Source organism: Catenulispora rubra (assembly GCF_015356825.1).
In the GTDB taxonomy this organism is placed as follows: Bacteria; Actinomycetota; Actinomycetes; order Streptomycetales; family Catenulisporaceae; genus Catenulispora; species Catenulispora rubra.
This window is the reverse complement of sequence record NZ_JAACYW010000124.1, coordinates 1-23,065: the sequence shown is the minus strand read 5'-3', so window position 1 is coordinate 23,065 and position 23,065 is coordinate 1. Positions and strand designations below refer to the sequence as shown.

Genomic DNA, 23,065 nt, shown 5'->3' with positions numbered 1-23,065 from the left:
AGGGCCAAAGACGTCCCGCCGTGCCAGACTGACACGACGGAAGGACAGCCCTCATGGCATTCCCAGCCATACCGACCGGTCGCCCCGGATCCTCCCGCCCCGAAAGCCACGCCGTGGCCGAGCCCAGCATGCCCGCCACGCCTGCCGCACTCGCCGCGCCCGCCGCGGCCACCACCAGCGCCGCCCCGCTGTTCTCGGCGCTGCCCCCGGCGCAGGGCCTGTACGACCCGCGCGCGGAGAAGGACTCCTGCGGCGTCGCCTTCGTCGCGACGCTGACCGGCGTGCCCAGCCACTCCATCGTCGACCAGGCCCTGCAGGCCCTGGTCAACATGGAGCACCGCGGAGCCTCCGGGGCCGAGCCCTCGACCGGCGACGGCGCCGGCATCCTGGTGCAGGTTCCGGACGCGTTCCTGCGCGCCGCGCTGGCCGAACACGCAAACCCGAACGCACGTTTCGACCTCCCGCCGTGCGGGCACTACGCCGTCGGAGTGGCCTTCCTCCCCACCGACGACGATGCCGCGCGGGAGGCCGAGGCCCGCGTCGAGGCCATCGCCGCCGAGGAGCACCTGGCCGTCCTCGGCTGGCGCGACCTGCCCACCAACCCTGAAGGGTTGGGCAACGGCGCGCTGTCCGTCATGCCCCGGTTCCGCCAGCTGTTCGTCACCGGCACCGCCGGGCAGGCCGGCGTCGAGCTGGACCGGCTGGCCTTCGCCCTGCGCAAGCGCGCCGAGCGCGACGCCGAGGTGTACTTCCCCTCGCTCAGCTCGCGCACCCTGGTCTACAAGGGCATGCTCACCACCGCGCAGCTGGAGACCTTCTTCCCGGACCTGCTCGACGAGCGCTTCGCCAGCGCCATCGGCCTGGTGCACTCCCGCTTCAGCACCAACACCTTCCCGGCCTGGCCGCTGGCCCACCCCTACCGGTTCGTCGCGCACAACGGCGAGATCAACACGGTCATCGGGAACCGCAACTGGATGCGGGCCCGCGAGTCCGACCTGGACACCGACCTGATCCACGGCGACCTCGACCGCCTGTTCCCCATCTGTACGCCCGGCGCCTCCGACTCCGCCTCCTTCGACGAGGCCCTGGAGCTGCTGCACCTGTCCGGCCGCAGCCTGCCGCACGCCGTGCTGATGATGATCCCCGAGGCGTGGGAGAACCACGGCGAGATGGACGCCGCCCGGCGCGCCTTCTACCAGTTCCACTCCTCCTTCATGGAGCCCTGGGACGGCCCGGCCGACATGGTCTTCTCCGACGGCACCCTGATCGGCGCGGTCCTGGACCGCAACGGCCTGCGCCCCTCCCGCTACTGGGTCACCGACGACGGCCTGGTGGTCCTGGCCAGCGAGTTCGGCGTCCTGGACATCGACCCGGCGACCGTGGTCCGCAAGGGCCGCCTGCAGCCCGGCAAGATGTTCCTGGTCGACACCGCGGCCGGCCGGATCGTCGAGGACGAGGAGATCAAGTCCGCGCTGGCCGCCGCCGAGCCGTACGCCGAATGGCTGCACGCCGGCCGGATCAAGCTCGACAAGCTCCCCGAGCGCGAGCACATCGTGCACACCCGGGCCTCGGTCACCCGCCGCCAGCAGACCTTCGGCTACACCGAGGAGGAACTGCGGGTCCTGCTGGCCCCGATGGCCCGCGCCGGCGCCGAGCCGATCGGCTCCATGGGCTCGGACTCCCCGGTCGCGGTGCTCTCCGAGAAGCCGCGCCTGGTCTTCGACTATTTCTCCCAGCTCTTCGCGCAGGTCACCAACCCGCCGCTGGACGCCATCCGGGAGGAGCTGGTCACCAGCCTGGCCACCACCATCGGCCCGGAGACCAACCTGCTGCAGCCCACCGCCGCGTCCTGCCGCCAGGTCGAGGTGGCCTTCCCGGTCATCGACAACGACGAGCTGGCCAAGCTCATCCACATCAACGCCGACGGCGACCTGCCCGGCCTGCGCGCGGTCACCATCTCCGGGCTCTACCGGGTCGCCGGCGGCGGCCTGGCGCTGCGGGCCCGGCTGGAGGAGATCCGCGAGGAGGTCTCCAAGGCGATCGCCGGCGGCGCGCGCATCATCGTGCTCTCCGACCGCCACTCCGACGCCGAGCACGCCCCGATCCCCTCGCTGCTGCTCACCTCCTCGGTGCACCACCACCTGATCCGCGAGAAGACCCGCACCCACGTCGGCCTGGTCGTCGAGGCCGGCGACGTGCGCGAGGTGCACCACGTCGCGCTGCTCATCGGCTACGGCGCCGCGGTGGTCAACCCCTACCTGGCGATGGAGTCGGTCGAGGAGATGGCGGGCTCCGGCCACCTCGGCCTGATCGAGCCCGAGCAGGCGATCAGGAACCTGATCAAGGCGCTCGGCAAGGGCGTGCTGAAGGTGATGTCCAAGATGGGCATCTCCACCGTCGCCTCCTACCGCGGCGCGCAGATCTTCGAGGCCGTCGGCCTGGCGCAGGACGTCGTCGACGAGTACTTCGTCGGCACCACCAGCAAGCTCGGCGGCGTCGGCCTGGAGACCCTGGCCGAGGAGACCGCGCGCCGGCACGCCCGCGCCTACCCCAAGCAGTCCGGCACCTCCCGCCTGGCGCACCGCCGGCTGGAGATCGGCGGGGAGTACCAGTGGCGCCGCGAGGGCGAGCCGCACCTGTTCGACCCGGACACCGTCTTCCGGCTCCAGCACTCCACGCGCGAGAAGCGGTACGACATCTTCAAGCAGTACACCTCGCGCGTCGACGAGCAGTCCGAGCGGCTGATGACGCTGCGCGGGCTGTTCAGGATCAAGGACGGGGAGCGCCGCTCCATCCCGATCGAAGAGGTCGAACCCGTCTCCGAGATCGTCAAGCGCTTCTCCACCGGGGCCATGTCCTACGGCTCCATCTCCTACGAGGCGCATCAGACGCTCGCGATCGCCATGAACCAGCTGGGCGCCAAGTCCAACACCGGCGAGGGCGGCGAGGACGTCGAGCGGCTGCGCGACCCGGAGCGCCGCAGCAAGATCAAGCAGGTCGCCTCCGGCCGGTTCGGCGTCACCGCCGAGTACCTGGCCCAGGCCGAGGACATCCAGATCAAGATGGCCCAGGGCGCCAAGCCCGGCGAGGGCGGCCAGCTGCCCGGCCACAAGGTGTACCCGTGGGTGGCCAAGACCCGGCACTCCACGCCGGGCGTCGGCCTGATCTCCCCGCCGCCGCACCACGACATCTACTCGATCGAGGACCTGGCGCAGCTGATCCACGACCTGAAGAACGCCAACCGCGACGCGCGCGTGCACGTCAAGCTGGTCGCCGAGGTCGGCGTCGGCACGGTGGCGGCCGGGGTGTCCAAGGCGCACGCCGACGTGGTCCTGATCTCCGGGCACGACGGCGGCACCGGCGCCTCGCCGCTGACCTCGCTCAAGCACGCCGGCGCGCCGTGGGAGCTCGGCCTGGCCGAGACCCAGCAGACGCTGCTGCTCAACGGCCTGCGCGACCGCATCGTGGTGCAGACCGACGGCCAGCTCAAGACCGGCCGCGACGTGGTGATCGCGGCGCTGCTCGGCGCCGAGGAGTACGGCTTCGCCACCGCGCCGCTGGTCGTCTCCGGCTGCGTGATGATGCGCGTGTGCCACCTGGACACCTGCCCGGTGGGCGTCGCGACGCAGAACCCTGAGCTGCGCGCGCGGTTCAGCGGCCGGCCGGAGTTCGTGGTCACCTTCTTCGAGTACCTGGCCGAGGAGGTGCGCGAGCACCTGGCCGCGCTCGGGTTCCGGACGCTGGAGGAGGCGGTCGGCCACGCCGAACTGCTCGACACCGCCGCGGCCGTGGCGCACTGGAAGGCCTCCGGCCTGGACCTGGCGCCGCTGCTGCACGTCCCCGACCTGCCCGAGGGCGCCGCGCTGCACCAGACCCGCAAGCAGGACCACGGCCTGGACAAGGCCCTGGACCACCGGCTCATCGAGGTCGCGCAGCCCGCGATCCGCGACGGCGAACCGGTGCGCGCGCAGTTCGAGATCCGCAACGTCAACCGCACCGTCGGCACCATGCTTTCGCACGAGGTGGTGAAGGTGCACCGCGGCGAGGGCCTGGCCGAGGGCACCATCGACCTGACCTTCGTGGGCTCGGCGGGCAACTCCTTCGGCGCCTTCCTGGCCCCCGGCATCACCCTGCGCCTGGAGGGCGACGCCAACGACTACGTCGGCAAGGGCCTGTCCGGCGGCCGCATCGTGGTCCGCCCGCACCGCGACGCCGCGACGATCAACGACGCCGCCGAGCGCAACGTGATCGCCGGCAACGTCATCGCCTACGGCGCCACCAGCGGCCGCGTCCACCTGCGCGGCACCGTCGGCGAGCGCTTCTGCGTCCGCAACTCCGGCGCCACCGCCGTCGTGGAGGGCGTCGGCGACCACGCCTGCGAGTACATGACCGGCGGCACCGTCGTCATCCTCGGCGAACACGGCCGCAACCTCGCCGCCGGCATGAGCGGCGGCACCGCCTACGTCCTGGACCTGAAGGTCTCCCGCGTGAACTCCGAGATGGTCAACGTCGAAGCCCTCGACGCCGAGGACCGGGCCCTGCTCCACACCCTGGTCCAGGACCACCAGGAGGAGACCGGCTCAGCCGTCGCGGCGACCCTGCTCGCCGACTGGGGCGCCAACGTAGGCCGCTTCGCCAAGATCATGCCGGTCGACTACAAGCGGGTGCTCACCGCCCGTGCCGCGGCCCAGGCCGCCGGGCTGAACGAAGAGCAGACCCTCGACAAGATCATGGAGGCCACCCGTGGCTGACCCTCGTGGTTTCCTCACCACCCCCCAGCAGCACCCCGAGCGCCGCCCGGTCACCGAGCGCGTCCAGGACTGGAAAGAGGTCTACAAGCCCGGGGGGCTGCTGCCGATCGTCAGCAAGCAGGCCGGCCGGTGCATGGACTGCGGCATCCCGTTCTGCCACAACGGCTGTCCGCTCGGGAACATCATCCCGGAGTGGAACGACCTGGTGTGGAAGGGCGACTGGGAGGGTGCCTCCGACCGGCTGCACGCGACCAACAACTTCCCGGAGTTCACCGGGCGGCTGTGCCCGGCGCCTTGTGAGACCGCGTGCGTGCTGGGGATCAACCAGCCGGCGGTGACCATCAAGAACGTCGAGGTCTCCATCATCGACCGGGCCTGGGAGGACGGGACCGTCAAGCCCCTGCAGCCCGAGCGCCTGTCCGGCCGGACGGTCGCGGTGATCGGCTCCGGTCCCTCGGGTCTGGCCGCCGCGCAGCAGCTCACGCGCGCCGGGCACACCGTCGCGGTCTACGAGCGCGCCGACCGCATCGGCGGCCTGCTGCGCTACGGCATCCCCGAGTTCAAGATGGAGAAGCGCCACCTGAACCGGCGGATCGAGCAGATGCGCGCAGAAGGCACCAAGTTCCGTCCCGGCATGCACATCGGCGTCGACCTCACCGGCGACGCGCTGCTGGCCCGGTACGACGCGATCGTGCTCGCGGTCGGCTCGACCAAGGCGCGCGAGCTGGACGTGCCCGGCCGCGATCTGGCCGGCGTCCACCAGGCGATGGACTACCTGCCGTACGCGAACAAGACCTGCGAGGGCGACTACCTGACCGCGCCGATCGACGCGTTCGGCAAGCACGTGGTGGTCATCGGCGGCGGCGACACCGGCGCGGACTGCCTGGGCACGGCCACGCGCCAGGGCGCGGAGTCGGTCACGCAGCTGGAGATCATGCCGCAGCCCGGCGAGGACCGGCCGGCGAACCAGCCGTGGCCGACCTATCCGATGACCTTCCGGGTCTCCTCGGCGCACGAGGAGAACGGCGAGCGCGTCTACGCGGTGTCCACCACCGAGTTCGTGGGCGACGACAACGGCCGGGTCAGGGCCCTGCGCCTGGTCGAGGTGCGGTTCGAGGGCGGGCGTCCGGTCCCGGTCGAGGGCACCGAGCGCGAGATCCCGGCCGACCTGGTGCTGCTGGCCATGGGCTTCGTCGGCCCGGAGCGCGGCAACGGCCTGATCGACCAGCTCGGCCTGGCCCTGGACGAGCGCGGCAACATCGCGCGCGACGGCGAGTACGCCACCAACGTGCCGGGCGTGTTCGTGGCCGGGGACGCCGGCCGCGGGCAGTCGCTGATCGTGTGGGCGATCGCCGAGGGCCGCTCGGCGGCCAGTTCGGTGGACGCCTACCTGTCCGGCTCGACCACGCTGCCCAAGCCGATCCCGCCGACGGCGAGGCCGGTGACGGTGTGACAGACGGCGCGGCCGCCCGCATCGCAGTGCTTTGCGGGCGGCCGCGCCGCGTCGGCTTCGGGGACGGTGCCGGAGTCGGAACCGCAGCCGCAGCCGCAGCCAGAGTCGGAACCGGAATCAGGGCCAAGACCGCGGCCCGGCAACCGGCGAGATGACTCAGTGCTGATTCGCCAGCAGGATGATCCCCAGGATCCACAGCAGCAGCGTGACGATGCCGAGCACGAACCCGGCCTGCGCCACGCCGCGGTTGGTGGCCTCGCCGCGGGCCACGCGGTTCAGCCCGATCCGTCCGAAGACGATCGCCAGGATGCTGCACGGCCCGATCAGGAAGCCGACGATGCCCAGCACCAGCGCCGCGACGCCCATGCCGTTGCGGCGCCGGACCGGGGGAGCGCCGTAGCCGCCGTACTCGTAGCCGCTGCCGCCGCTGTAGGTCGGGTAGGCCTCGGGCGGAAGCGGCGGCGGGGGCGGGTACTGCGGGAACTGCTGAGCTGGCTCTTCCGGCGACCGGTCCGGCCCCGGCTCCGCCGGCTCAGAGGGCTCCGGGGGAGGAGGTGTCGTCATGGAGGCCAATTGTCGCCGTTACACCCGGTTCATTCCATACAGACACACGGTGAACGGGGGTCGAAAGTTCTGTTCGGAACCGTGGGAACTTGTCAGACCCGAAAAAGCTACTAACGAGTAGGACATAAGGTAGTAGGCATGCGCCGCGCGAAAATCGTTTGTACCCTGGGCCCGTCGGCCGGAACCCTGGAGCAGCTCACCGCTCTGGTGGCGGCCGGCATGAATGTGGCCCGTCTGAATCTCTCTCACGGTTCCTATGAGGACCACGAAGAGCGATATCGCAACGTCCGCCAGGTCGCGACCACCAGCGGTCAGGCCGTCGGCATCCTGGTCGACCTGCAGGGTCCCAAGATCCGGCTGGGCACCTTCGCCAACGGCAAGGAGGTCCTGGCCAACGGCGCGCATTTCACCATCACCACGCGCGACGTCGCGGGCGACGCGACCATCTGCGGAACCACCTACAAGGGTCTGCCCGGCGACTGCAAGCCCGGCGACCCGATCCTGATCGACGACGGCAAGCTCTTCCTGGAAGTGGAGAGCGTCACCGACACCGACGTACTGACCCGGGTCGTCGAGGGTGGCCCGATCTCCAACAGCAAGGGCATCAACCTTCCGGGCGTGTCCGTCTCGGTCCCGGCGCTGTCCGAGAAGGACGAGCTGGACCTGCGCTGGGCGCTGGGCAAGCCGGCGCCGGGGCACGGCAACCCGGGCGTGCGCGCCGACATGATCGCGCTGTCCTTCGTCCGGGACGCCGTCGACATCGAGCGCGTCCACGAGATCATGGACGAGGTCGGACACCGGGTGCCGGTGATCGCCAAGATCGAGAAGCCGCAGGCGGTGGCCAACCTGGACGCCATCGTCGACGCCTTCGACGCGATCATGGTGGCCCGCGGCGACCTCGGCGTGGAGCTCCCGCTGGAGCAGGTCCCGATGGTGCAGAAGCGCTGCATCACGCTGTCCCGCCGCAACGCCAAGCCGGTCATCGTGGCCACCCAGATGCTGGACTCGATGATCACCAACTCCCGGCCGACCCGCGCCGAGGTCTCCGACGTGGCCAACGCGGTCCTGGACGGCACCGACGCGGTGATGCTCTCGGCCGAGACCTCCGTCGGCGCCTACGCGGTGCAGACCGTGGAGACCATGGCCAAGATCATCATGGCGGCCGAGGAGGAGACCCTGGCCGCCGGCCTGAAGCCGGCCCTGAGCAAGCCGCGCACCAAGGGCGGCGCGGTCGCCCGCGCGGCGGCCGAGCTCGGCGACAACCTGTACGCCAAGTACCTGATCGCCTTCACCGAGAGCGGCGACACGGCGCGCCGGCTGTCCCGCTACCGCCCGCCGACACCGCTGATCGCCTTCACCCCGCACAACGAGATCCGCAACCAGCTCGCGCTCAGCTGGGGCATCCGCACCTTCTGCAGCCCCGAGGTCGAGCACACCGACGAGATGGTGCGCCAGGTCGACACCGAGCTGCTGCAGCTGGAGCTGTGCAAGGCCGGTGACACGGTGGTCATCATCGCCGGCTCGCCCCCCGGCATCCCCGGTTCCACGAACGCGGTGCGGGTGCACCGGGTCGGAGACGCCATCGCCGGCGCCGCGCCAGCCTACCGCGAGCTGCGGTAACGCCGAGGCGGTCCACCGCCGCGACCGTCTCACGAGGACTGGTCGGGCACTGATTCTCGCGCGCTGCGGCGTCGATCCGGATCCGGGTCGACGCCGCTTTCGCGTTCACCGACGCCGCGGTGGTCAGAACTTGGGCCCGACGTGGAGATCCATGAGGGCTACGGAGTTCTTCTTGGCAACGGAGATGTTGCGCCAGTTCGCGACGCGCCACTCGACACCGACCATGTCCAGGGCCCAGCAGTAGAGGCCGCGAATATCGGCTGAGACGTTGGTGAAGAAGTAGCGGGTGTACTCGTAGCGCTTGCGTTCCCCGGCGATGACCTTCTCGGTCCAGTTGGTCATGCGGCACCCGTCGGAATGGATCAAGCCGCGGATGAACTCCCACGGGTAGGTCTCGACGATGGCTTGCTGCCATGGAGCGAGTTCGATCTTGCGGGTGTGCTTCATGCCCGGACCATGCTGCGGGAACAAGCAGGTCCAGTGCGCGGAATACGACTTGATGTCGATACATCCTGTGCGCCGAACCCTGCTGGTGCTCGCGCCGGGCAGGACCTGAACCATGGCGCGTTGGGTGTCATCCATGATGACGGGATAGTCGTTGCAGCACGTGATGGAGAGTGTGTGCTGGCGCGGCTTGGCGACAATGTGGCCGTCGCCGAGGTACTGGCCGAGGAGGTACGAGTAGGGGCGGTCTGTCGGACTGGTGCCGAGGCAGATCGGACACTCGATACTTGCTGGATACAGGTCGGGGTGCCGGGCGCGATCTTCGAACTTCCAGTAGCCGACCGTGCCCTTCGGGACTCCGAGCCTTCTGGCGATCTTGATGTTGGGGACTCCGGCGCGGCACATCGCGATAGTGCGCGCCTTGATGTCGGGGTTGTGCATGATTCCGAGGTTGCCGGGTCGCTATTCCGGTTGAGGCGCAAAGAACACCCGTTCACTGGAAGTAGTGAACGGGTGTTCTTTGCGCATCTGTGCGGGATGCGGGAATCGAACCCGCAAGCCCTTTCGGGCGGAAGCTTTTGAGGCTTCTGTGTTTGCCGATTTCACCAATCCCGCCTGCGGCGAAACCATCGATAGCTTGATACCGGCAGGTACCCGCCCAGCTTCACCACGCTCGAATGATACCGGACTCCGTACCGACCCCCGCAACCGCCTTCCCCGCAGGTAGGCTCGTATCGAAACAGAACACCGGCACGCCGCCCAGTGAGGATCCCATGGCCACCGAGTCCACCCCCGCCCGCCGAGTGATCATCGCCGAGGACGAGGCGCTGATCCGCCTGGACCTGAAGGAGATGCTCCAGGAGGAGGGTTACGAGGTCGTCGCCGAGGCCTCCGACGGGGCGGCCGCGGTGCGGCTGGCCGAGGAGTTCCGGCCGGACCTGTGCATCTTCGATGTGAAGATGCCGGTGCTGGACGGCATCACCGCCGCCGAGCGGGTGATCGAGGCGCGGATCGCGCCGGTGCTGATCCTCACCGCCTTCTCCCAGCGCGACCTGGTGGAGCGGGCCGCCGAGGCCGGGGTGATGAACTACCTGGTCAAGCCGTTCACCAAGGACAAGCTGGTGCCCGCGATCGAGATCGCGGTGTCCCGGCACACCCAGCTGACGGCGCTGGAGGGCGAGGTCGCGGACCTGGCCAGCCGGTTGGAGACGCGCAAGCTGGTGGACCGGGCCAAGGGGATCCTGCAGACCGCGCACGGGATGACCGAGCCGGAGGCCTTCCGGTGGATCCAGAAGACCTCGATGGACCGGCGGATGACCATGAAGGAGGTCGCCGAGGTGGTCATCAGCGGGTCGACGGCGGTCGGTTCGCCCACCGCCGGGCACAGCACCGCCGCCAAGGCGGAGTGAGCACGCCTCGGGGGTATAACGATCTTACGATCCGGCCGGTGGTTGTGACGGTGGTCACGCCGCCGGCCGGTGTCGTCCCCCGTGCCGCAGGCGTGCCGGGGGCCTCGCGCGCACCACGGCATCCGTAACATCCCAGCGTGGGGGGCACTGATTACCGGCCCTGCGATGACCCCGCCACGGCAGGTCGGGAAGATCAACGGACCTCAAAACCCGGCGGCGCCGGGAACCGGGCCACTTGCGGGGTTTTGGCTCTGGTGGGAGCCTCCTTCCGGTTGGTAACGAGAGCATCACGCGATCTCGGACCCCCTCCCCACGGCTGACGTTCGGCACTAGCCTTCCCATCACCCATGTGGTGACCGCGTGAATTCGGACGAGCACCAAAGCCCAATAGGCACCGATGCCCGTCCGACGATCAGGGAGGATCTGGAAGTGCGGACCATCAACCGAATGCGGGCTGGCGCTGTCGTCGTGGCAGGCGTGCTCGCGCTTTCGGCTTGTGCGGGCAGTTCGACGAAGTCTGGGAGCGGCGGCTCTTCCTCGTCCTCGACGGGGAGCGGCAGCTCCACTTCGGCAGCCAATAGCAACAAGCCCACGCTGGAGATCGGCGTGCAGGGCCCGCTGTCGGGCCAGAACCAGGCCCTGGGCCTGAACATCGACTGGGGCGTCAAGCTCGCCGTCAAGCAGGCGAACGACAAGGGCGACCTGCCGTTCAACCTGGTCGTCAAGGACTCCGACGACCAGGGCGACCAGTCCAAGGGCGCCACCGCCGCGCAGCTGCTGATCCAGGACCCGAAGGTGGTCGGCGTCGTCGGCCCGGCCTTCTCCGGTCCCACCGCGGCCTCCGGCGCGCTGTACTCCGGCGCCAGCCTCGTGGCCGTCAGCCCCTCGGCGACCCGTCCGTCCCTGACCAGCTCCGGCTACAAGACCTTCTACCGCGTCGTGGCCAACGACAGCGTGCAGGGTCCGGCGGCCGCCGACTACATGGCCAAGGTGCTCAAGGCGCCGAACGTCTACGTGGTCGACGACAAGACCCAGTACGGCCAGGGCCTGTCCACGGCGATCGTCGGCGAGCTGAAGAAGGACGGCGTCACGGTCGAGACCGAGAGCGCGCCGCAGGGCACCCAGGACTACTCGCAGCTGGCTTCCAAGGTCGCCTCCTCGGGTTCCAAGGCCATGTACTACGCGGGCTACTACGCTGACGGCGGCGTGTTCGCCAAGGCGCTGAAGGCCGCCGGGTACACCGGCACGATGGTCACCGGCGACGGGTCGAAGGACCCGAACTTCATCACCACCGCCGGTCAGGACGCGGCCGAGGGCTGGCAGTTCACCTGCCCGTGCTTCGACCCGGCCAGCGACCCGAAGTTCTCCGCGTTCGTGACGGCGTACAAGGCTCTGTCCAACGCCGCCCCGGGCACCTACTCGATCGAGGGCTACGACGCGGCGAACGTCATCATCAGCGTCCTCAAGGGCCTGAACACCACCAGCCCGACCCGGGCCGCGGTGGCCGCGGGCGTGGCCACGGTGGACTACCAGGGTCTGTCCAAGGAGATCAAGTTCACCCCCACCGGTGACATCTCGGGCACCGCGATCTACGCCTACAAGATCGTCGGCGGCGTGATCACGCTGATCGGCGACATCTCCAAGATGCCGGGTATCGGCAGCTGACCTGAGGCAGGGCCGGTGTCCGTCTGTGACAGGCGGGCACCGGCGCGGTCCCTGCCTCACTAGGCGCCCGGGTCAGCCAGGCCCGACAGCGTCGCAAAGACGAGACCCTCCCGCGAGCCGTGGCCCGCTCGGTACCACAGCGGGCCGCGGCTTTCGTGTGGCATCGGGCCACCCCCGCAACCCTCACGCCTCCTGCACAGGAAGCTCTTTATGTACATCACCCAACACTTTTGGGAGCTACTGTTCCAAGGGATCAGGCTCGGCTCCCTCTACGCCCTGATCGCCATCGGCTACACCATGGTCTACGGCGTGCTCCAGCTGATCAACTTCGCGCACAGCGAGGTGTTCATGTCCGGCGCCCTGGGCGGCGTGTTCATGCTCACCGCGCTGGTCGGCACCGGCGGCAAGATCCCCAGCGGGTTCCAGGCCTTCGAGTACACCGCCCTGGCCCTGGTGGCCGGCGCCGCGGTGGGCGCGGCCATCGCGTTCTCCCTGGAGCGGGTGGCCTACAGGCCGCTGAGAAAACGCCACGCGCCAAAACTGGTGTACCTGATCACCGCGATCGGCGCCTCGATCTTCCTGTACAACCTGGCCGGCAAGCTGTTCGGCCGCAACAACCTGCAGGTCCCGGAGTCCTTCCACTCCGGAAAGGTTTTCGTCCTGCCCGGTAGCGGGGCCGCGGGGCCGCGCACGGTCAAGACTCTCGACGTGCTGATCATCGCCACCGCCCTGATCATGATGATCCTGCTGGACCTGCTGATCTCCCGCACCAAGCTCGGCGCCGGCATCCGGGCCGTGGCTCAGGACGCCGAGACCGCCCAGCTGATGGGCGTGGACGTGTCCAAGGTGATCTCCCGGACGTTCATCATCGGCGGTCTGCTGGCCGGCGTCGGCGGCGTGCTGTACGCGATGTTCCACGCGGTGACGTACACGATGGGCTTCGTCCCGGGCATCAAGGCGTTCACCGCCGCGGTCCTCGGCGGCATCGGCAACGTCCGCGGCGCCATGCTCGGCGGTCTGCTGCTGGGCATCGTGGAGAGCTTCAGCCAGGGCATCTTCTCTCTGGAGTGGGTCGACGTGGTCTCCTTCGTGGTCCTGGTCGGGGTCCTGCTGATCCGCCCGACCGGCATCCTGGGCGAGCGGACGGGGAGGGCGGCGTGACGACCTCGATCTCGGAGCTGTCGGCACAGGTCCGACAGCTGCGCAGCCACGAGACGTGGTGGCGGAACCCGCTGTTCGCGCGGCTGTTCGGCATCATCGCGCTGTTCCTCGTGCTCAGCATCCTGACGAACCAGACGCAGGGCAGTTCCAGCAACTACACGCTGGTGGTCAAGGACAGCTGGTTCTCCGCACGCGGCGCCGAGTACCTCGTCGGCGCGGTGGTGGTCTGGCTGATCGCCGAGTTGTGGCGGATCCGCGGGCTGGGCCGCATCGCCTCGCAGGCGGTGGCGCCGGTGCGCCAGGTCAGGAACACCCCGGCGCTGAAGAACCTGTGGGTCAAGCGCGGCGGGCTCGTGGCGCTCGTGGTGGTGGCGATCCTGCTGCCGAACGTGGGCCTGTTCACCCTGCCGTACTTCCAGTCGGTGCTGTCCGACCAGGTCGGCGTGTACGTGCTGGCCGCGGTCGGGCTGAACGTGGTGGTCGGCTGGGCCGGCCTGCTGGACCTGGGCTACATCGCGTTCTTCGCGATCGGCGCGTACACCACCGCCATCTTGTCCGGCAAGCTCCCGATCGGCGCCGACGGCAACCCCGAGGCGCACCCGCCGATCCACCTGAACCTGTTCTTCGCGTTCCCGATCGCGGTGCTGCTGACCATGGCGGCCGGCCTCATCCTGGGCGCCCCCACGCTGCGGCTGCGGGGCGACTACCTGGCGATCGTGACGCTGGGCTTCCACGAGATCGTGCTGAACATCGCCCGGAACAACCCGAAGAACATCACCGGCGGCGCCCTGGGCGCGACCGGGATCTCGACCTTCCGGTTCAACCTGTTCGGCATCCACTACGACTGGAACACCAACGATTCCAAACCGTACTGGTATCTGGCGATCGGGTTGATCATCGTCGTGGTCTTCGCCTTCCGCAGGCTGGAGCACTCCAAGGTCGGCCGGACCTGGACGGCGATCCGCGAGGACGAGGTGGCCGCGGCCGCCTCGGGCGTGCCGACGGTGAAGTACAAGCTGATGGCCTTCGCGATCGGCGCCTCCACCTCCGGATTCGCAGGGGTGTTGTCGACGGCGAAGATCACCGCGATCACACCGGACAACTTCCCGCTACCGCTGTCCATCTTCGTGCTCGCCTACGTCATCTTCGGCGGCATGGGCTCGCTGACCGGTGTCATCGTCGGCGCCTCGCTGATGACGTTCCTGCCGTACTTCCTGCAGGGTCCACCCTCGTGGTTCAACGGCGGCCACCCGGTGGTCGACCCCAAGGACATCCCGATGTGGGTGGGCGCGGTGCTGCTGACCATGATGATCTTCCGGCCCCAGGGCCTGATCCCGTCCAAACGCCGGGCGCAGGAGCTGGCGCAGGCCGAGCACGGCGTCGGCGACGCGGACGCGATGTCCGCGCCGGCGGAAGGAGTGGCCCCGTGAGTACGAGCACTGAGACGGCCGCGCAGGGCACGGCGGTCGGCGAGCCGGTCCTGCGCGCCGAGGGCGTCACCCTCCGGTTCGGCGGCCTGACCAGCCTGGACCACGTCGGGCTGACGCTGCACCGCGGCGAGATCCTGGCCGTGATCGGGCCCAACGGCGCCGGGAAGACCTCGCTGTTCAACAGCCTGACCGGGGTCTACCTACCGCAGGAGGGCATGATCGAGTTCGTGCCGGCCGGCGCGGGCTCGGAGGTGCCGCTGGTGCACACCAGCTCCCTGACCCGCCGCCGCACGAACCGCAAGCCGCACCTGGTGAACCGCGTGGGCATCTCGCGCACGTTCCAGAACATCCGGCTGTTCAACGCGCTGACGGTGCTGGAGAACGTGCAGATCGCGGCCGAGACCCGCAGCTCCTCCGGCCCGATCGGCGTGATGCTGGGCCTGCCCCGCAACCGCCGCAACGAGCGGGCCGCGCGCCAGCACTCGCGAGAGATGCTGGAGTTCGTGGGCCTGCGCGGCAAGGAGAGCGACATCGCCGGCTCGCTGTCCTACGGCGACCAGCGGCGTCTGGAGATCGCCCGCGCGCTGGCCAGCGACCCGAAGGTGCTGCTGCTGGACGAGCCGGCGGCCGGCACCAACCCCTCGGAGAAGCTGGGCCTGGCGCAGCTGATCACCAGCATCAACACCGAGCTCGGCATCAGCATCCTGCTGATCGAGCACGACATGCGGCTGGTGATGTCGGTGGCGCACCGGATCACGGTGCTGAACTTCGGCAAGGTGATCGCCTCCGGGCTGCCTTCCGAGGTGCAGCAGAACCCTGCGGTGATCGAGGCTTACCTGGGGAGCGACGCGGCGGAGGAGGCGGTTGCCGAGGCTGAGGCGGAGGCGGAGGCGGAAGCAGAAGCAGAGGCTGAGGCCGCTGGCTCTGCTGCCGACGCGCCGCCCGGAGCTGCCGAGCCCGCCGCTGAGGCACTGCCTGGTGCTGCCGGGCCTGCCGCTGAGGCGTTGCCTGGAAGCGCAGGGGGTGCGGCGGTGGCCGAGTCCGAGTCTGAGACCCCGACCGAGTCCGAAGCTGCCGCCGAGACCGAGCTCCAGGCTGAAGCGGAGTCCGAGAGCGCGGCCGCAGCCGAGTCCCCGGCGTCCGCTGAAGCCGCCGAGTCCCAGGCCGAAGCTCAGGAGTCCCAGGCCGAGAAGTCCCAGGCCCGCGACACCAACGAGGAGGGGTCCGCGTGAGCGACCAGGCGACGACCATCCCCGCCCCGCGCCCCGAGAACCAGCGCACCGACGCGGCGCTCCTGGAGCTCCGCTCGGTCGAGGTGGCCTACGGCGGCATCGTGGCCCTGAAGGGCATCGACCTGGAGGTCCACCAGGGCGAGATCGTGGCCCTGCTCGGCGCCAACGGAGCCGGCAAGACCACGACCCTGCGCACCGTCTCGGGGCTCCTCCAGCCGCGCTCCGGCCAGGTCCTGTACGCCGGCGAGCCCCTGTCGGGCATCCCGGCGCACAAGATCGTCCAACTGGGCATCGGCCACTCCCCGGAAGGCCGCCGCATCTTCCCGCGGATGACCGTCCTGGAGAACCTCCAGATGGGCGCCTACCGCTTCAAGGCGGTGTCCCAGAACGACCTGAACCAGGTCTTCGAGCTCTTCCCGCGGCTGCACGAACGCCGCACCCAGCTCGGCGGCAACCTGTCCGGCGGCGAGCAGCAGATGCTCGCCATCGGCCGGGCCATGATGGGCCAGCCCACCCTGCTGCTCCTCGACGAACCCTCGATGGGCCTGGCGCCACTGATCGTGGCCCAGATCTTCGAGATCATCGAGCGCATCAACGCCCTGGGCACCACCATCCTCCTGGTCGAACAGAACGCGGCCCAGGCACTCAAACTCGCCAACCGAGGCTACGTCCTGGAAACCGGCGAGGTCAGAATGAGCGCCCCCGCCGCGGAACTGCTGGACGACCCGCGCGTCCGCGAGGCCTACCTCGGCGAGACGACGGAGTAGTCCGGGCAGGGAGCTCTGTTGATCAGGGAGCTGCCGGCCAGAGAGCAGTTCGAGCACTGAGACCAGCGGCCGTGATCCCCAACGCCTTCACCGGCAAGGGGATCACGGCCGCTGTCTACCTCCGGCCTTGCCGCCGGCACCGTGATCGGCTTGCCGACGTCGGCGCGCCACACCCTCACGAGAACGGCCAGCTCCGTACCGGCAGCGGCGCCCGAGCCGTCGCCCCGCCCTCGCCGTCGTCGAACGTGAACCCGTTCACCGTCGCGTCGCGTGGCACGTCGTAGTAGATGTCGAACTCGTACCGGTCGCTCCGGCCGACCTCCGGGAGCTGCAGCGGCTGCCGCTCCACCTCCTGCGCCTCGTACGCGACCGGGATCGACGCGCCGGCCGTGGTGGTCAGCGCCGTCTTGCGGACGTCGAAGGTGTGCGTGAAGGTGTCGTCGTCGGTCAGCGCGACCCGGATCATGCAGTACTGGCCGTTCGCCTGCTCCTCGCCGTGCGTGCCGATGATCGTCGACAGGCCGCAGGTCAGCCGCAGCGGCACCAGCACGATCTTGCCGCTGGTGTACGGCCCCTCCGACGGCAGCACGACCTCCTTCGGCCGCAGCGTCTCGTTCACCGGATCCGGCGCGAGCGTGGGTCCGGTGGCGGTCGCGGACGCGGCCTTCGAGGATCCCTGGGCGGTCTGGGCCGAGCCGGGCCAGGCCGCGACGGCGATCGCGGTGGCGACGGCGGCGCCGGCCAGCACACCGGCGAGGGCGACAACGCTGTCGCGGCGGGCGGGGCGAAACGTCACGCTACCTGGATACGCCGGTGCACGGCCGTTGTATAGCCCTGTTGCATAGCACTGATAACCCCGACCTCAACCCCCGCAAGCCACCTGAAGCATCTCGGTCACCAACCCCGGCCGCAGCTGCGCGAAGAACACCTGCTCCGTGGACGTCCCGTGCCCGGGAGCCGGATTCTTCAGATGCGCCGTGAACTCCACCCCGGTCATGCTCTCGTTCCCCGGCGGCATGCGCGCGCAGTCGTCGAGATGCCAGTGCGTCCCGACGTGCGCGCTCTGTCCGGCCGGCACCACCACCGGCAGCGCGTCACCGGTGATGACGACGTCCGACCCCATCGACGACACCTTGTCCACGATCCATTCCGCCGTCCCCGCCGCCTCGATCGTGAACGACAGGTCGAACCCCTGCGGATCACTCGGCGCACCGATCGGCTGCGTGGTGTCGATCGCCGTGGCGGTGATCTGGCTGTCCGGCCTGGCGCACTGCGTGGCCCGCTGCCGCATGTACGTGTCCCACAACGCGCCGGTCAACGGATACGCGTAGTCGTGCCCGGCGTCCGGATTCTGCGGCGTGCTGACGCTGTACCGGATGGTCAACGGCAGCACCGGAAGAAACGTGAAGTCGTCACACGCGTACGGAAGCGTTACCGGCACCGACACCGTGCTCCCCGCGTTCATGCCCTCCGCCGGCCACACCGAGGCCGACCCGATCCGCGTCCCCACCGCGTCCCAGATCTCGGCGCTGACCACCTCCAGCGGCGCCGTGGCGTTGTTGGTCAGCTCCAGGCCCAGCACCGCGTGGTCGGCGCCGTTGGCCGCCTCCAGCGTGGTGGAGCCGAGCCGGACCTTGTAGAGGTCGACGTTCACCTGCGACGGCGTCGGGATCGGCTGCGGCGCCGCCTCGCGCCCGCCCGGCGTCGGCCACGCGGCGACGGTCAGCGCGACGGCCGCGCCGAGCACGCCGACGATCCGGACCGCGCGGGGGAGCCGGCCGAAGCGCAGACCCGCGTAGGCACCGCCGCCGCTGTCGCCGATGGTCTCGCGCTCGCTGCGGGCCGAGTTCGGCCCCTCGCCCGGCAGCGGGGAGTCGTCGACGAGCTCGACGACGATCTCGAGCTCGTCGGGGTCCGGATCCCCGGCCTGGTCGGCCTCGGACGCCTCGCCGCCGAAGTCCCCCCATCCTGCTCCCATGGGGGCATTGTCGATCCGTGGCGGACGGTGCGCCAGGGGATCAAGGACGCGTCATTCCTTGACCAGGCACGTGATCCTGCTGGTGCAGACCCGGCGCCCGGCCTCGTCGGCGACGACGATCTCGCTGACCACCAGCGTGCGCCCGGCGTGCAGCACCCGGCAGGTGCCGGTGACCCGGCCCTCCTTGGCCGAGCGGTGGTGCGTGGCGTTGATGTCCACCCCGACCACCTGCTTGTCCGCACCGGCGTGCAGCGCGGCCATCAGCGACCCCAGCGTCTCGGCCAGCACCACCGAGGCCCCGCCGTGCAGCAGCCCGTAGACCTGGGTGTTGCCGGCGACCGGCATCGTCCCGACGATCTCCTCCTTGGTCGCGGAGCTGATCACGATGTCCATGCGCTCGGTCAGGTGCCCGGCGCCGATCTCGTTGAACATCGCCGCGAGCTGTTCGGCCTCGGACACCTGGTTGTTCTGGTCTATCGACATCGCGGAGCCTCTTTCGGGGGCGGGGCGCGGAACGGCCGCGGAAAACTACACCACATTAACTGCAACGTGTTGCAGTCAGCGTAGCCACCGCCGAGTTGCCCCGGGCTGTCGGTACCGCGCAATAGGATCCATACCGTGAGCCCCGCCAAGAAGACCCCCGAGTCCACCGCAAGCCGCCCCGTCCTGCTCCTGCTGGACGGCCATTCCCTGGCGTACCGGGCGTACTACGCGCTGAAGGAGGCCGACCTGCGCACCACCACGGGCCAGCCCACCGGCGCGGTGCAGGGGTTCACGTCGATGCTGATCAACACGCTGCGCGACGAGCAGCCGACGCACGTCGCGGTGGCCTTCGACGTCTCGCGCCAGACCTTCCGCACCGAGAAGTTCCCCGACTACAAGGCCAACCGCTCGGCCTCGCCGGACGACTTCAAGAGCCAGATCGGCCTGATCGACGAGCTGCTCGCGGGCCTGGGCATCACGGTGATCCGCAAGGAGGGCTTCGAGGCGGACGACGTCATCGCCACCCTGACCACCCAGGCCGCCTCCGACGGCTTCGAGGTCCGCATCCTCACCGGCGACCGCGACTCGCTCCAGCTGGTGAACGACGACGTCACCGTCCTGTACCCCAAGCGCGGCGTCTCGGACCTGTCCCGCTTCACCCCGGCGGCGGTGGAGGAGAAGTACGAGCTGACCCCGCAGCAGTACCCCGACTTCGCCGCGCTGCGCGGCGACCCCTCGGACAACCTCCCGAACATCCCCGGCGTCGGCGAGAAGACCGCCGCGAAGTGGATCCGCGAGTTCGGCTCGCTGGCCGAGCTGGTGGCGCGCGCCGACGAGGTCAAGGGCAAGGCCGGCGAGACGCTGCGGGCGCACCTGGAGCAGGTGCAGCTCAACCGCGAACTGACCGAGCTGATCAAGGACGTGCCGCTCCAGGCCGGCCCGGCGGACCTGGCGTGGGCCTCCGAGGGCGACCCGGAGTCGGTGTACCAGCTGTTCGACACGCTGGAGTTCTCCCGCTCGATGCGCGACCGCGTGGCGCCGCTGCTGGCCTCCGGCGCCGACGAGGCCGAGGTCGGCGAGGCCGTGGCGCTGCAGGGGCAGGTGCTGGAGGTCGGGCAGCTGGCCGACTGGCTGGCCGCGAACGCCACCGGCGAGGCCGCGACCGGCGTCGCGGTGAACGGCACCTGGGGCCGCGGGACCGGGGATGTCAGCGGCCTGGCTTTCGCCAGCGCCGACGGCACCGCCGCCTACGTCGACGTCACGCAGCTGGACCCGGCCGACGAGACCGCGCTGGCGGCCTGGCTGGCCGACCCGGCGCGCCAGAAGGTGGTGCACGACGCCAAGGGCCCGATCCTTGCCCTGGCAGCCCGCGGCCTCACGCTGAACGGCGTGGCCGCCGACACCGCGCTGGAGGCCTACCTGGCCCAATCCGGCCGCCGCTCCTTCGAACTGGAGCCGCTGGCCGAGGAGGTGCTGGGCCGCCGCCTGTCGCCCGCCGACGCGGACACGAACCAGGGCACGCTGTTCGCCGACGAGGACGCCGAGGCCGAGCGCCAGATGGCCGCCGCGCACGCGGTCCTGGACCTGGCCGAGGCGCTGCGCGAGAAGCTCGCCGACACCGGCGCCGAGCAGCTGCTGACCGACATCGAGCTGCCGCTGGTCGGCGTGCTGGCGGCGATGGAGCAGGTCGGCATCGCCATCGACGACCGGCTGTTCCAGGAGCTGGAGAAGGGCTTCTCCAGCGAGGCGTCCAAGGAGGTCGACGCGGCCCGCGCCGAGGCCGGCGTCGAGACCCTGAACCTGGGCTCGCCCAAGCAGCTGCAGGAAGTCATCTTCGACACCCTGGGCATGCCCAAGACCAAGAAGATCAAGACCGGCTACACCACCGACGCCGACGCCCTGGCCTGGCTCCAGGCCCAGGCCCAGCACCCCTTCCTGGACCACCTGCTGCGCTGGCGCGAGGTGAACCGGCTGAAGACCGTGGTCGAGGGGCTGTCGAAGTCGGTGTCGGCGGACACCCGCATCCACACCACCTACAACCAGATGATCGCCGCCACCGGCCGCCTGTCGTCGGTGGACCCGAACCTGCAGAACATCCCCATCCGAACGCTGGAGGGGCAGCAGATCCGCAAGGCGTTCATCGCCGGGCCCGGCTACGAGTCGCTGATGACCGCGGACTACAGCCAGATCGAGATGCGCATCATGGCGCACCTGTCCGAGGACCAGGGCCTGATCGACGCCTTCACCTCCGGCGAGGACCTGCACAACACGGTGGCCTCGAAGGTGTTCGAGGTGGACGCCACCGCCGTCGACCCCGAGCACCGCCGCCGCATCAAGGCCATGAGCTACGGCCTGGCCTACGGCCTGTCGGCGTTCGGGCTCTCGCAGCAGCTGGGCATCGAGACCGGCGAGGCCGCGAAGATGATGGAGGACTACTTCCAGCGCTTCGGCGGCGTCCGCGACTACCTGCACGAAGTCGTGGTCCAGGCGCGCGCCACCGGGTACACCGAGACCATGTTCGGCCGCCGCCGCTACCTGCCTGACCTGGCCAGCGACAACCGCCAGCGCCGCGAGATGGCCGAGCGGATGGCCCTGAACGCCCCGATCCAGGGCTCGGCCGCGGACATCATCAAGGTCGCGATGATCCGCGTGCGCGACGCGCTGCTCAAGGAGGAGCTCCAGTCCCGGATGCTGCTCCAGGTCCACGACGAACTGGTGCTGGAGATCGCCGCCGGCGAGGCGAAGCAGGTCGAGGCGCTGGTGCGGCGCGAGATGGCGGCCGCGGCGGAGCTGCGGGTGCCGCTGGACGTGTCGGTGGGGGTCGCGGCGAACTGGGCGGATGCGGCGCACTAGGCGCTGAGGAGCAGGCGGCTGGGGTGCGCCGGTTCGCGGATTGCCGCCGGGTTCTGCTTTGGCGGCCGGGCGATCGTCGCGTGCTGGCCGTCGTTCGGCCTCCGGATATCGCCTACGTACCCTGCGCCACGGCTCCGACCGCCTGCGGGTCCTCGACCTCTGCCGGCGCCGCCACGGCTTCGACCGCCGTGCGCGCCGTCAGGCAGACCGTCACCGACACCGTCGCGGTCGCCAGCGAGCACGCCGCGGCGGCCGTCACGATCGCCGCGGCCGAGCCGTGCGCGAAGCCCACGATCACCGTCGTCTCCAGCACGATCCCGCCGAGCACCACCGCCGACACCGCGTGCGAACGCCGCGCCACGCCGTCCAGCAGCGCCAGGTTCACCAGCGCCAGCAGCGCCCCGACACTGGTGAACACCCAGCCCTCGGCACCGAGGTCGAAGCCCCCGGGCGTGGCGTACTTCGCCCCGAACGCCACGCGGATCAGCGAATCACCGCCGATGCCCGCGATAGCCACTCCCACCACGCCGATCCCACCGGTCAGCGTCAGCGACGTCAGCAACGCACGCCGGCGTTCCGAGGGGCGCGCCAACCGCGGATACGCCAGCAATGCCACGAAGCTCGGCGCGAAGAACGCCGCACGCGCCAACAACGCGCCGGTGTTGTAGCGCCCGAGGTCCCCGTTGGTCAGGTAGCGGCTGGCCAGCAGGGTGTCGAGCACCGTCAGGAGCAGGATGCCGCCGAGGCCGCCGGTCGCGCGGAGTACTTCGCTGACGTAGCCGTGGTGCGGGGCGGGTGGCTCTGTGTTGTGCCGCGCCTCCGCCGATCCCGCAGCCGATCGCGCCGCCGGTCCCGCAGCCGCCGCCGTTGCCGACGCCGATCGCGCGTCTCCCGCCATTGCCGCCACACTTGCTTCGGCGCCCGCTCCTGCGGCCGTCCCGGCGCCTGTTCCTGTCGCGGGCCCGGCTCCTGCGCCCGCCTCCGCAACGTCCCGCAGCAACCACCGCCCGGCCACCGCCGCGAACGCCCAACCCGCCGTCTGCGCCGCCATCACCGTCGACGGCGACACCTGCGCCGAAGCCGCCACCGCCCCGATCGTCAACCGCGACCCCTGCGCCGCCAAATACAGCACCGTCATCGTCATGAACCGCGACGTCCCCTGCGCGATCCCCAAGTACGATGCGAACACCGTGTTCGCCGCCAGCGACACCCCCGTCCACGCCACGCCCCCGACCGTCACCGACGGCAGCAGCGC

16 protein-coding genes and 1 tRNA gene are annotated in these 23,065 nt (G+C 70.0%); 10 read left to right on the top strand and 7 right to left on the bottom strand.

The window, feature by feature from the left end; translation table 11 throughout:
• Positions 1 to 53 precede the first annotated feature (53 nt).
• Positions 54 to 4,751 carry a glutamate synthase large subunit gene (gene gltB / locus GWK61_RS29170; RefSeq protein ID WP_228563119.1) on the top strand — a complete coding sequence of 1,566 codons (4,698 nt, stop codon included), beginning with the start codon at positions 54 to 56 and terminating at the stop codon, positions 4,749 to 4,751.
• On the top strand, positions 4,744 to 6,204 hold the full coding sequence (locus GWK61_RS29165; protein WP_194913841.1) for a glutamate synthase subunit beta: 1,461 nt from the start codon (positions 4,744 to 4,746) through the stop codon (positions 6,202 to 6,204). Before gltB ends, GWK61_RS29165 begins: the two co-directional genes overlap by 8 nt.
• Before the next feature lie 156 nt (positions 6,205 to 6,360).
• On the opposite strand, the gene GWK61_RS29160 is transcribed toward GWK61_RS29165, so the two are convergent.
• Positions 6,361 to 6,768, bottom strand: coding sequence for a DUF4190 domain-containing protein (locus GWK61_RS29160; protein WP_194913839.1), 408 nt, complete (start codon positions 6,766 to 6,768; stop codon positions 6,361 to 6,363).
• Positions 6,769 to 6,906: 138 nt separating this feature from the next.
• Here GWK61_RS29160 and pyk point away from each other — a divergent pair, with 138 nt between their 5' ends.
• The gene (gene pyk, locus GWK61_RS29155) at positions 6,907 to 8,388 is read left to right on the top strand and encodes a pyruvate kinase (RefSeq protein WP_194913834.1); all 1,482 of its coding nucleotides are present in this window, start codon (positions 6,907 to 6,909) and stop codon (positions 8,386 to 8,388) included.
• A gap of 123 nt (positions 8,389 to 8,511) precedes the next feature.
• On the opposite strand, the gene GWK61_RS29150 is transcribed toward pyk, so the two are convergent.
• Together GWK61_RS29150 and GWK61_RS29145 are read right to left on the bottom strand one after the other, a co-directional pair.
• Positions 8,512 to 9,273, bottom strand: a complete 762-nt coding sequence (locus GWK61_RS29150; protein ID WP_194913831.1) for a helix-turn-helix domain-containing protein — start codon at positions 9,271 to 9,273, stop codon at positions 8,512 to 8,514.
• A gap of 90 nt (positions 9,274 to 9,363) precedes the next feature.
• Positions 9,364 to 9,447: transfer RNA gene (locus GWK61_RS29145), tRNA-Leu, on the bottom strand.
• A gap of 158 nt (positions 9,448 to 9,605) precedes the next feature.
• On the opposite strand from GWK61_RS29145, the gene GWK61_RS29140 reads away from it, so the two are divergent.
• From GWK61_RS29140 to GWK61_RS29115, 6 genes are all read left to right on the top strand, one after another.
• A complete protein-coding gene (locus tag GWK61_RS29140) occupies positions 9,606 to 10,241 on the top strand; it encodes an ANTAR domain-containing response regulator (RefSeq protein ID WP_194913829.1) in 636 nt (211 codons plus the stop codon).
• A gap of 447 nt (positions 10,242 to 10,688) precedes the next feature.
• Positions 10,689 to 11,906 carry a branched-chain amino acid ABC transporter substrate-binding protein gene (locus GWK61_RS29135; protein ID WP_228563118.1) on the top strand — a complete coding sequence of 406 codons (1,218 nt, stop codon included), beginning with the start codon at positions 10,689 to 10,691 and terminating at the stop codon, positions 11,904 to 11,906.
• A 210-nt stretch (positions 11,907 to 12,116) separates the two neighbouring features.
• Positions 12,117 to 13,067 (top strand): branched-chain amino acid ABC transporter permease, encoded by a 951-nt coding sequence (locus GWK61_RS29130; protein ID WP_194913825.1) that lies wholly within the window; start codon positions 12,117 to 12,119, stop codon positions 13,065 to 13,067.
• On the top strand, positions 13,064 to 14,497 hold the full coding sequence (locus GWK61_RS29125; protein WP_194913823.1) for a branched-chain amino acid ABC transporter permease: 1,434 nt from the start codon (positions 13,064 to 13,066) through the stop codon (positions 14,495 to 14,497). Before GWK61_RS29130 ends, GWK61_RS29125 begins: the two co-directional genes overlap by 4 nt.
• The gene (locus GWK61_RS29120) at positions 14,494 to 15,729 is read left to right on the top strand and encodes an ABC transporter ATP-binding protein (RefSeq protein WP_194913821.1); all 1,236 of its coding nucleotides are present in this window, start codon (positions 14,494 to 14,496) and stop codon (positions 15,727 to 15,729) included. Before GWK61_RS29125 ends, GWK61_RS29120 begins: the two co-directional genes overlap by 4 nt.
• Positions 15,726 to 16,496, top strand: a complete 771-nt coding sequence (locus GWK61_RS29115; protein ID WP_194913818.1) for an ABC transporter ATP-binding protein — start codon at positions 15,726 to 15,728, stop codon at positions 16,494 to 16,496. The genes GWK61_RS29120 and GWK61_RS29115 overlap by 4 nt, the downstream gene beginning before the upstream one ends.
• A 175-nt stretch (positions 16,497 to 16,671) precedes the next feature.
• On the opposite strand, the gene GWK61_RS29110 is transcribed toward GWK61_RS29115, so the two are convergent.
• From GWK61_RS29110 to GWK61_RS29100, 3 genes are all read right to left on the bottom strand, one after another.
• Positions 16,672 to 17,292, bottom strand: a complete 621-nt coding sequence (locus GWK61_RS29110; protein WP_194913817.1) for a hypothetical protein — start codon at positions 17,290 to 17,292, stop codon at positions 16,672 to 16,674.
• A gap of 66 nt (positions 17,293 to 17,358) precedes the next feature.
• Complete coding sequence (locus GWK61_RS29105) at positions 17,359 to 18,474, bottom strand: hypothetical protein (RefSeq protein ID WP_194913815.1); 1,116 nt, start codon at positions 18,472 to 18,474, stop codon at positions 17,359 to 17,361.
• A 51-nt stretch (positions 18,475 to 18,525) separates the two neighbouring features.
• On the bottom strand, positions 18,526 to 18,957 hold the full coding sequence (locus GWK61_RS29100) for a hotdog fold thioesterase (RefSeq protein WP_194913811.1): 432 nt from the start codon (positions 18,955 to 18,957) through the stop codon (positions 18,526 to 18,528).
• Positions 18,958 to 19,092: 135 nt separating this feature from the next.
• Between GWK61_RS29100 and polA the strand changes: the two genes are divergently transcribed.
• Complete coding sequence (gene polA / locus GWK61_RS29095) at positions 19,093 to 21,810, top strand: DNA polymerase I (protein ID WP_194913798.1); 2,718 nt, start codon at positions 19,093 to 19,095, stop codon at positions 21,808 to 21,810.
• Between the two features lie 112 nt (positions 21,811 to 21,922).
• On the opposite strand, the gene GWK61_RS29090 is transcribed toward polA, so the two are convergent.
• Positions 21,923 to 23,065: hypothetical protein (locus tag GWK61_RS29090; RefSeq protein ID WP_194913796.1), on the bottom strand; the 1,143-nt coding region annotated here is incomplete at its 5' end.

Excerpts from the sequence above, each read along its gene's own strand:
- GWK61_RS29130 (WP_194913825.1), top strand. The coding sequence starts at position 12,117 with ATGTACATCACCCAACACTTTTGGGAGCTACTGTTCCAAGGGATCAGG.
- GWK61_RS29150 (WP_194913831.1), bottom strand. The coding sequence starts at position 9,273 with ATGCACAACCCCGACATCAAGGCGCGCACTATCGCGATGTGCCGCGCC.
- pyk (WP_194913834.1), top strand. The coding sequence starts at position 6,907 with ATGCGCCGCGCGAAAATCGTTTGTACCCTGGGCCCGTCGGCCGGAACC.
- GWK61_RS29105 (WP_194913815.1), bottom strand. The coding sequence starts at position 18,474 with ATGGGAGCAGGATGGGGGGACTTCGGCGGCGAGGCGTCCGAGGCCGAC.
- gltB (WP_228563119.1), top strand. The coding sequence starts at position 54 with ATGGCATTCCCAGCCATACCGACCGGTCGCCCCGGATCCTCCCGCCCC.
- GWK61_RS29100 (WP_194913811.1), bottom strand. The coding sequence starts at position 18,957 with ATGTCGATAGACCAGAACAACCAGGTGTCCGAGGCCGAACAGCTCGCG.
- GWK61_RS29160 (WP_194913839.1), bottom strand. The coding sequence starts at position 6,768 with ATGACGACACCTCCTCCCCCGGAGCCCTCTGAGCCGGCGGAGCCGGGG.
- GWK61_RS29135 (WP_228563118.1), top strand. The coding sequence starts at position 10,689 with ATGCGGGCTGGCGCTGTCGTCGTGGCAGGCGTGCTCGCGCTTTCGGCT.
- GWK61_RS29140 (WP_194913829.1), top strand. The coding sequence starts at position 9,606 with ATGGCCACCGAGTCCACCCCCGCCCGCCGAGTGATCATCGCCGAGGAC.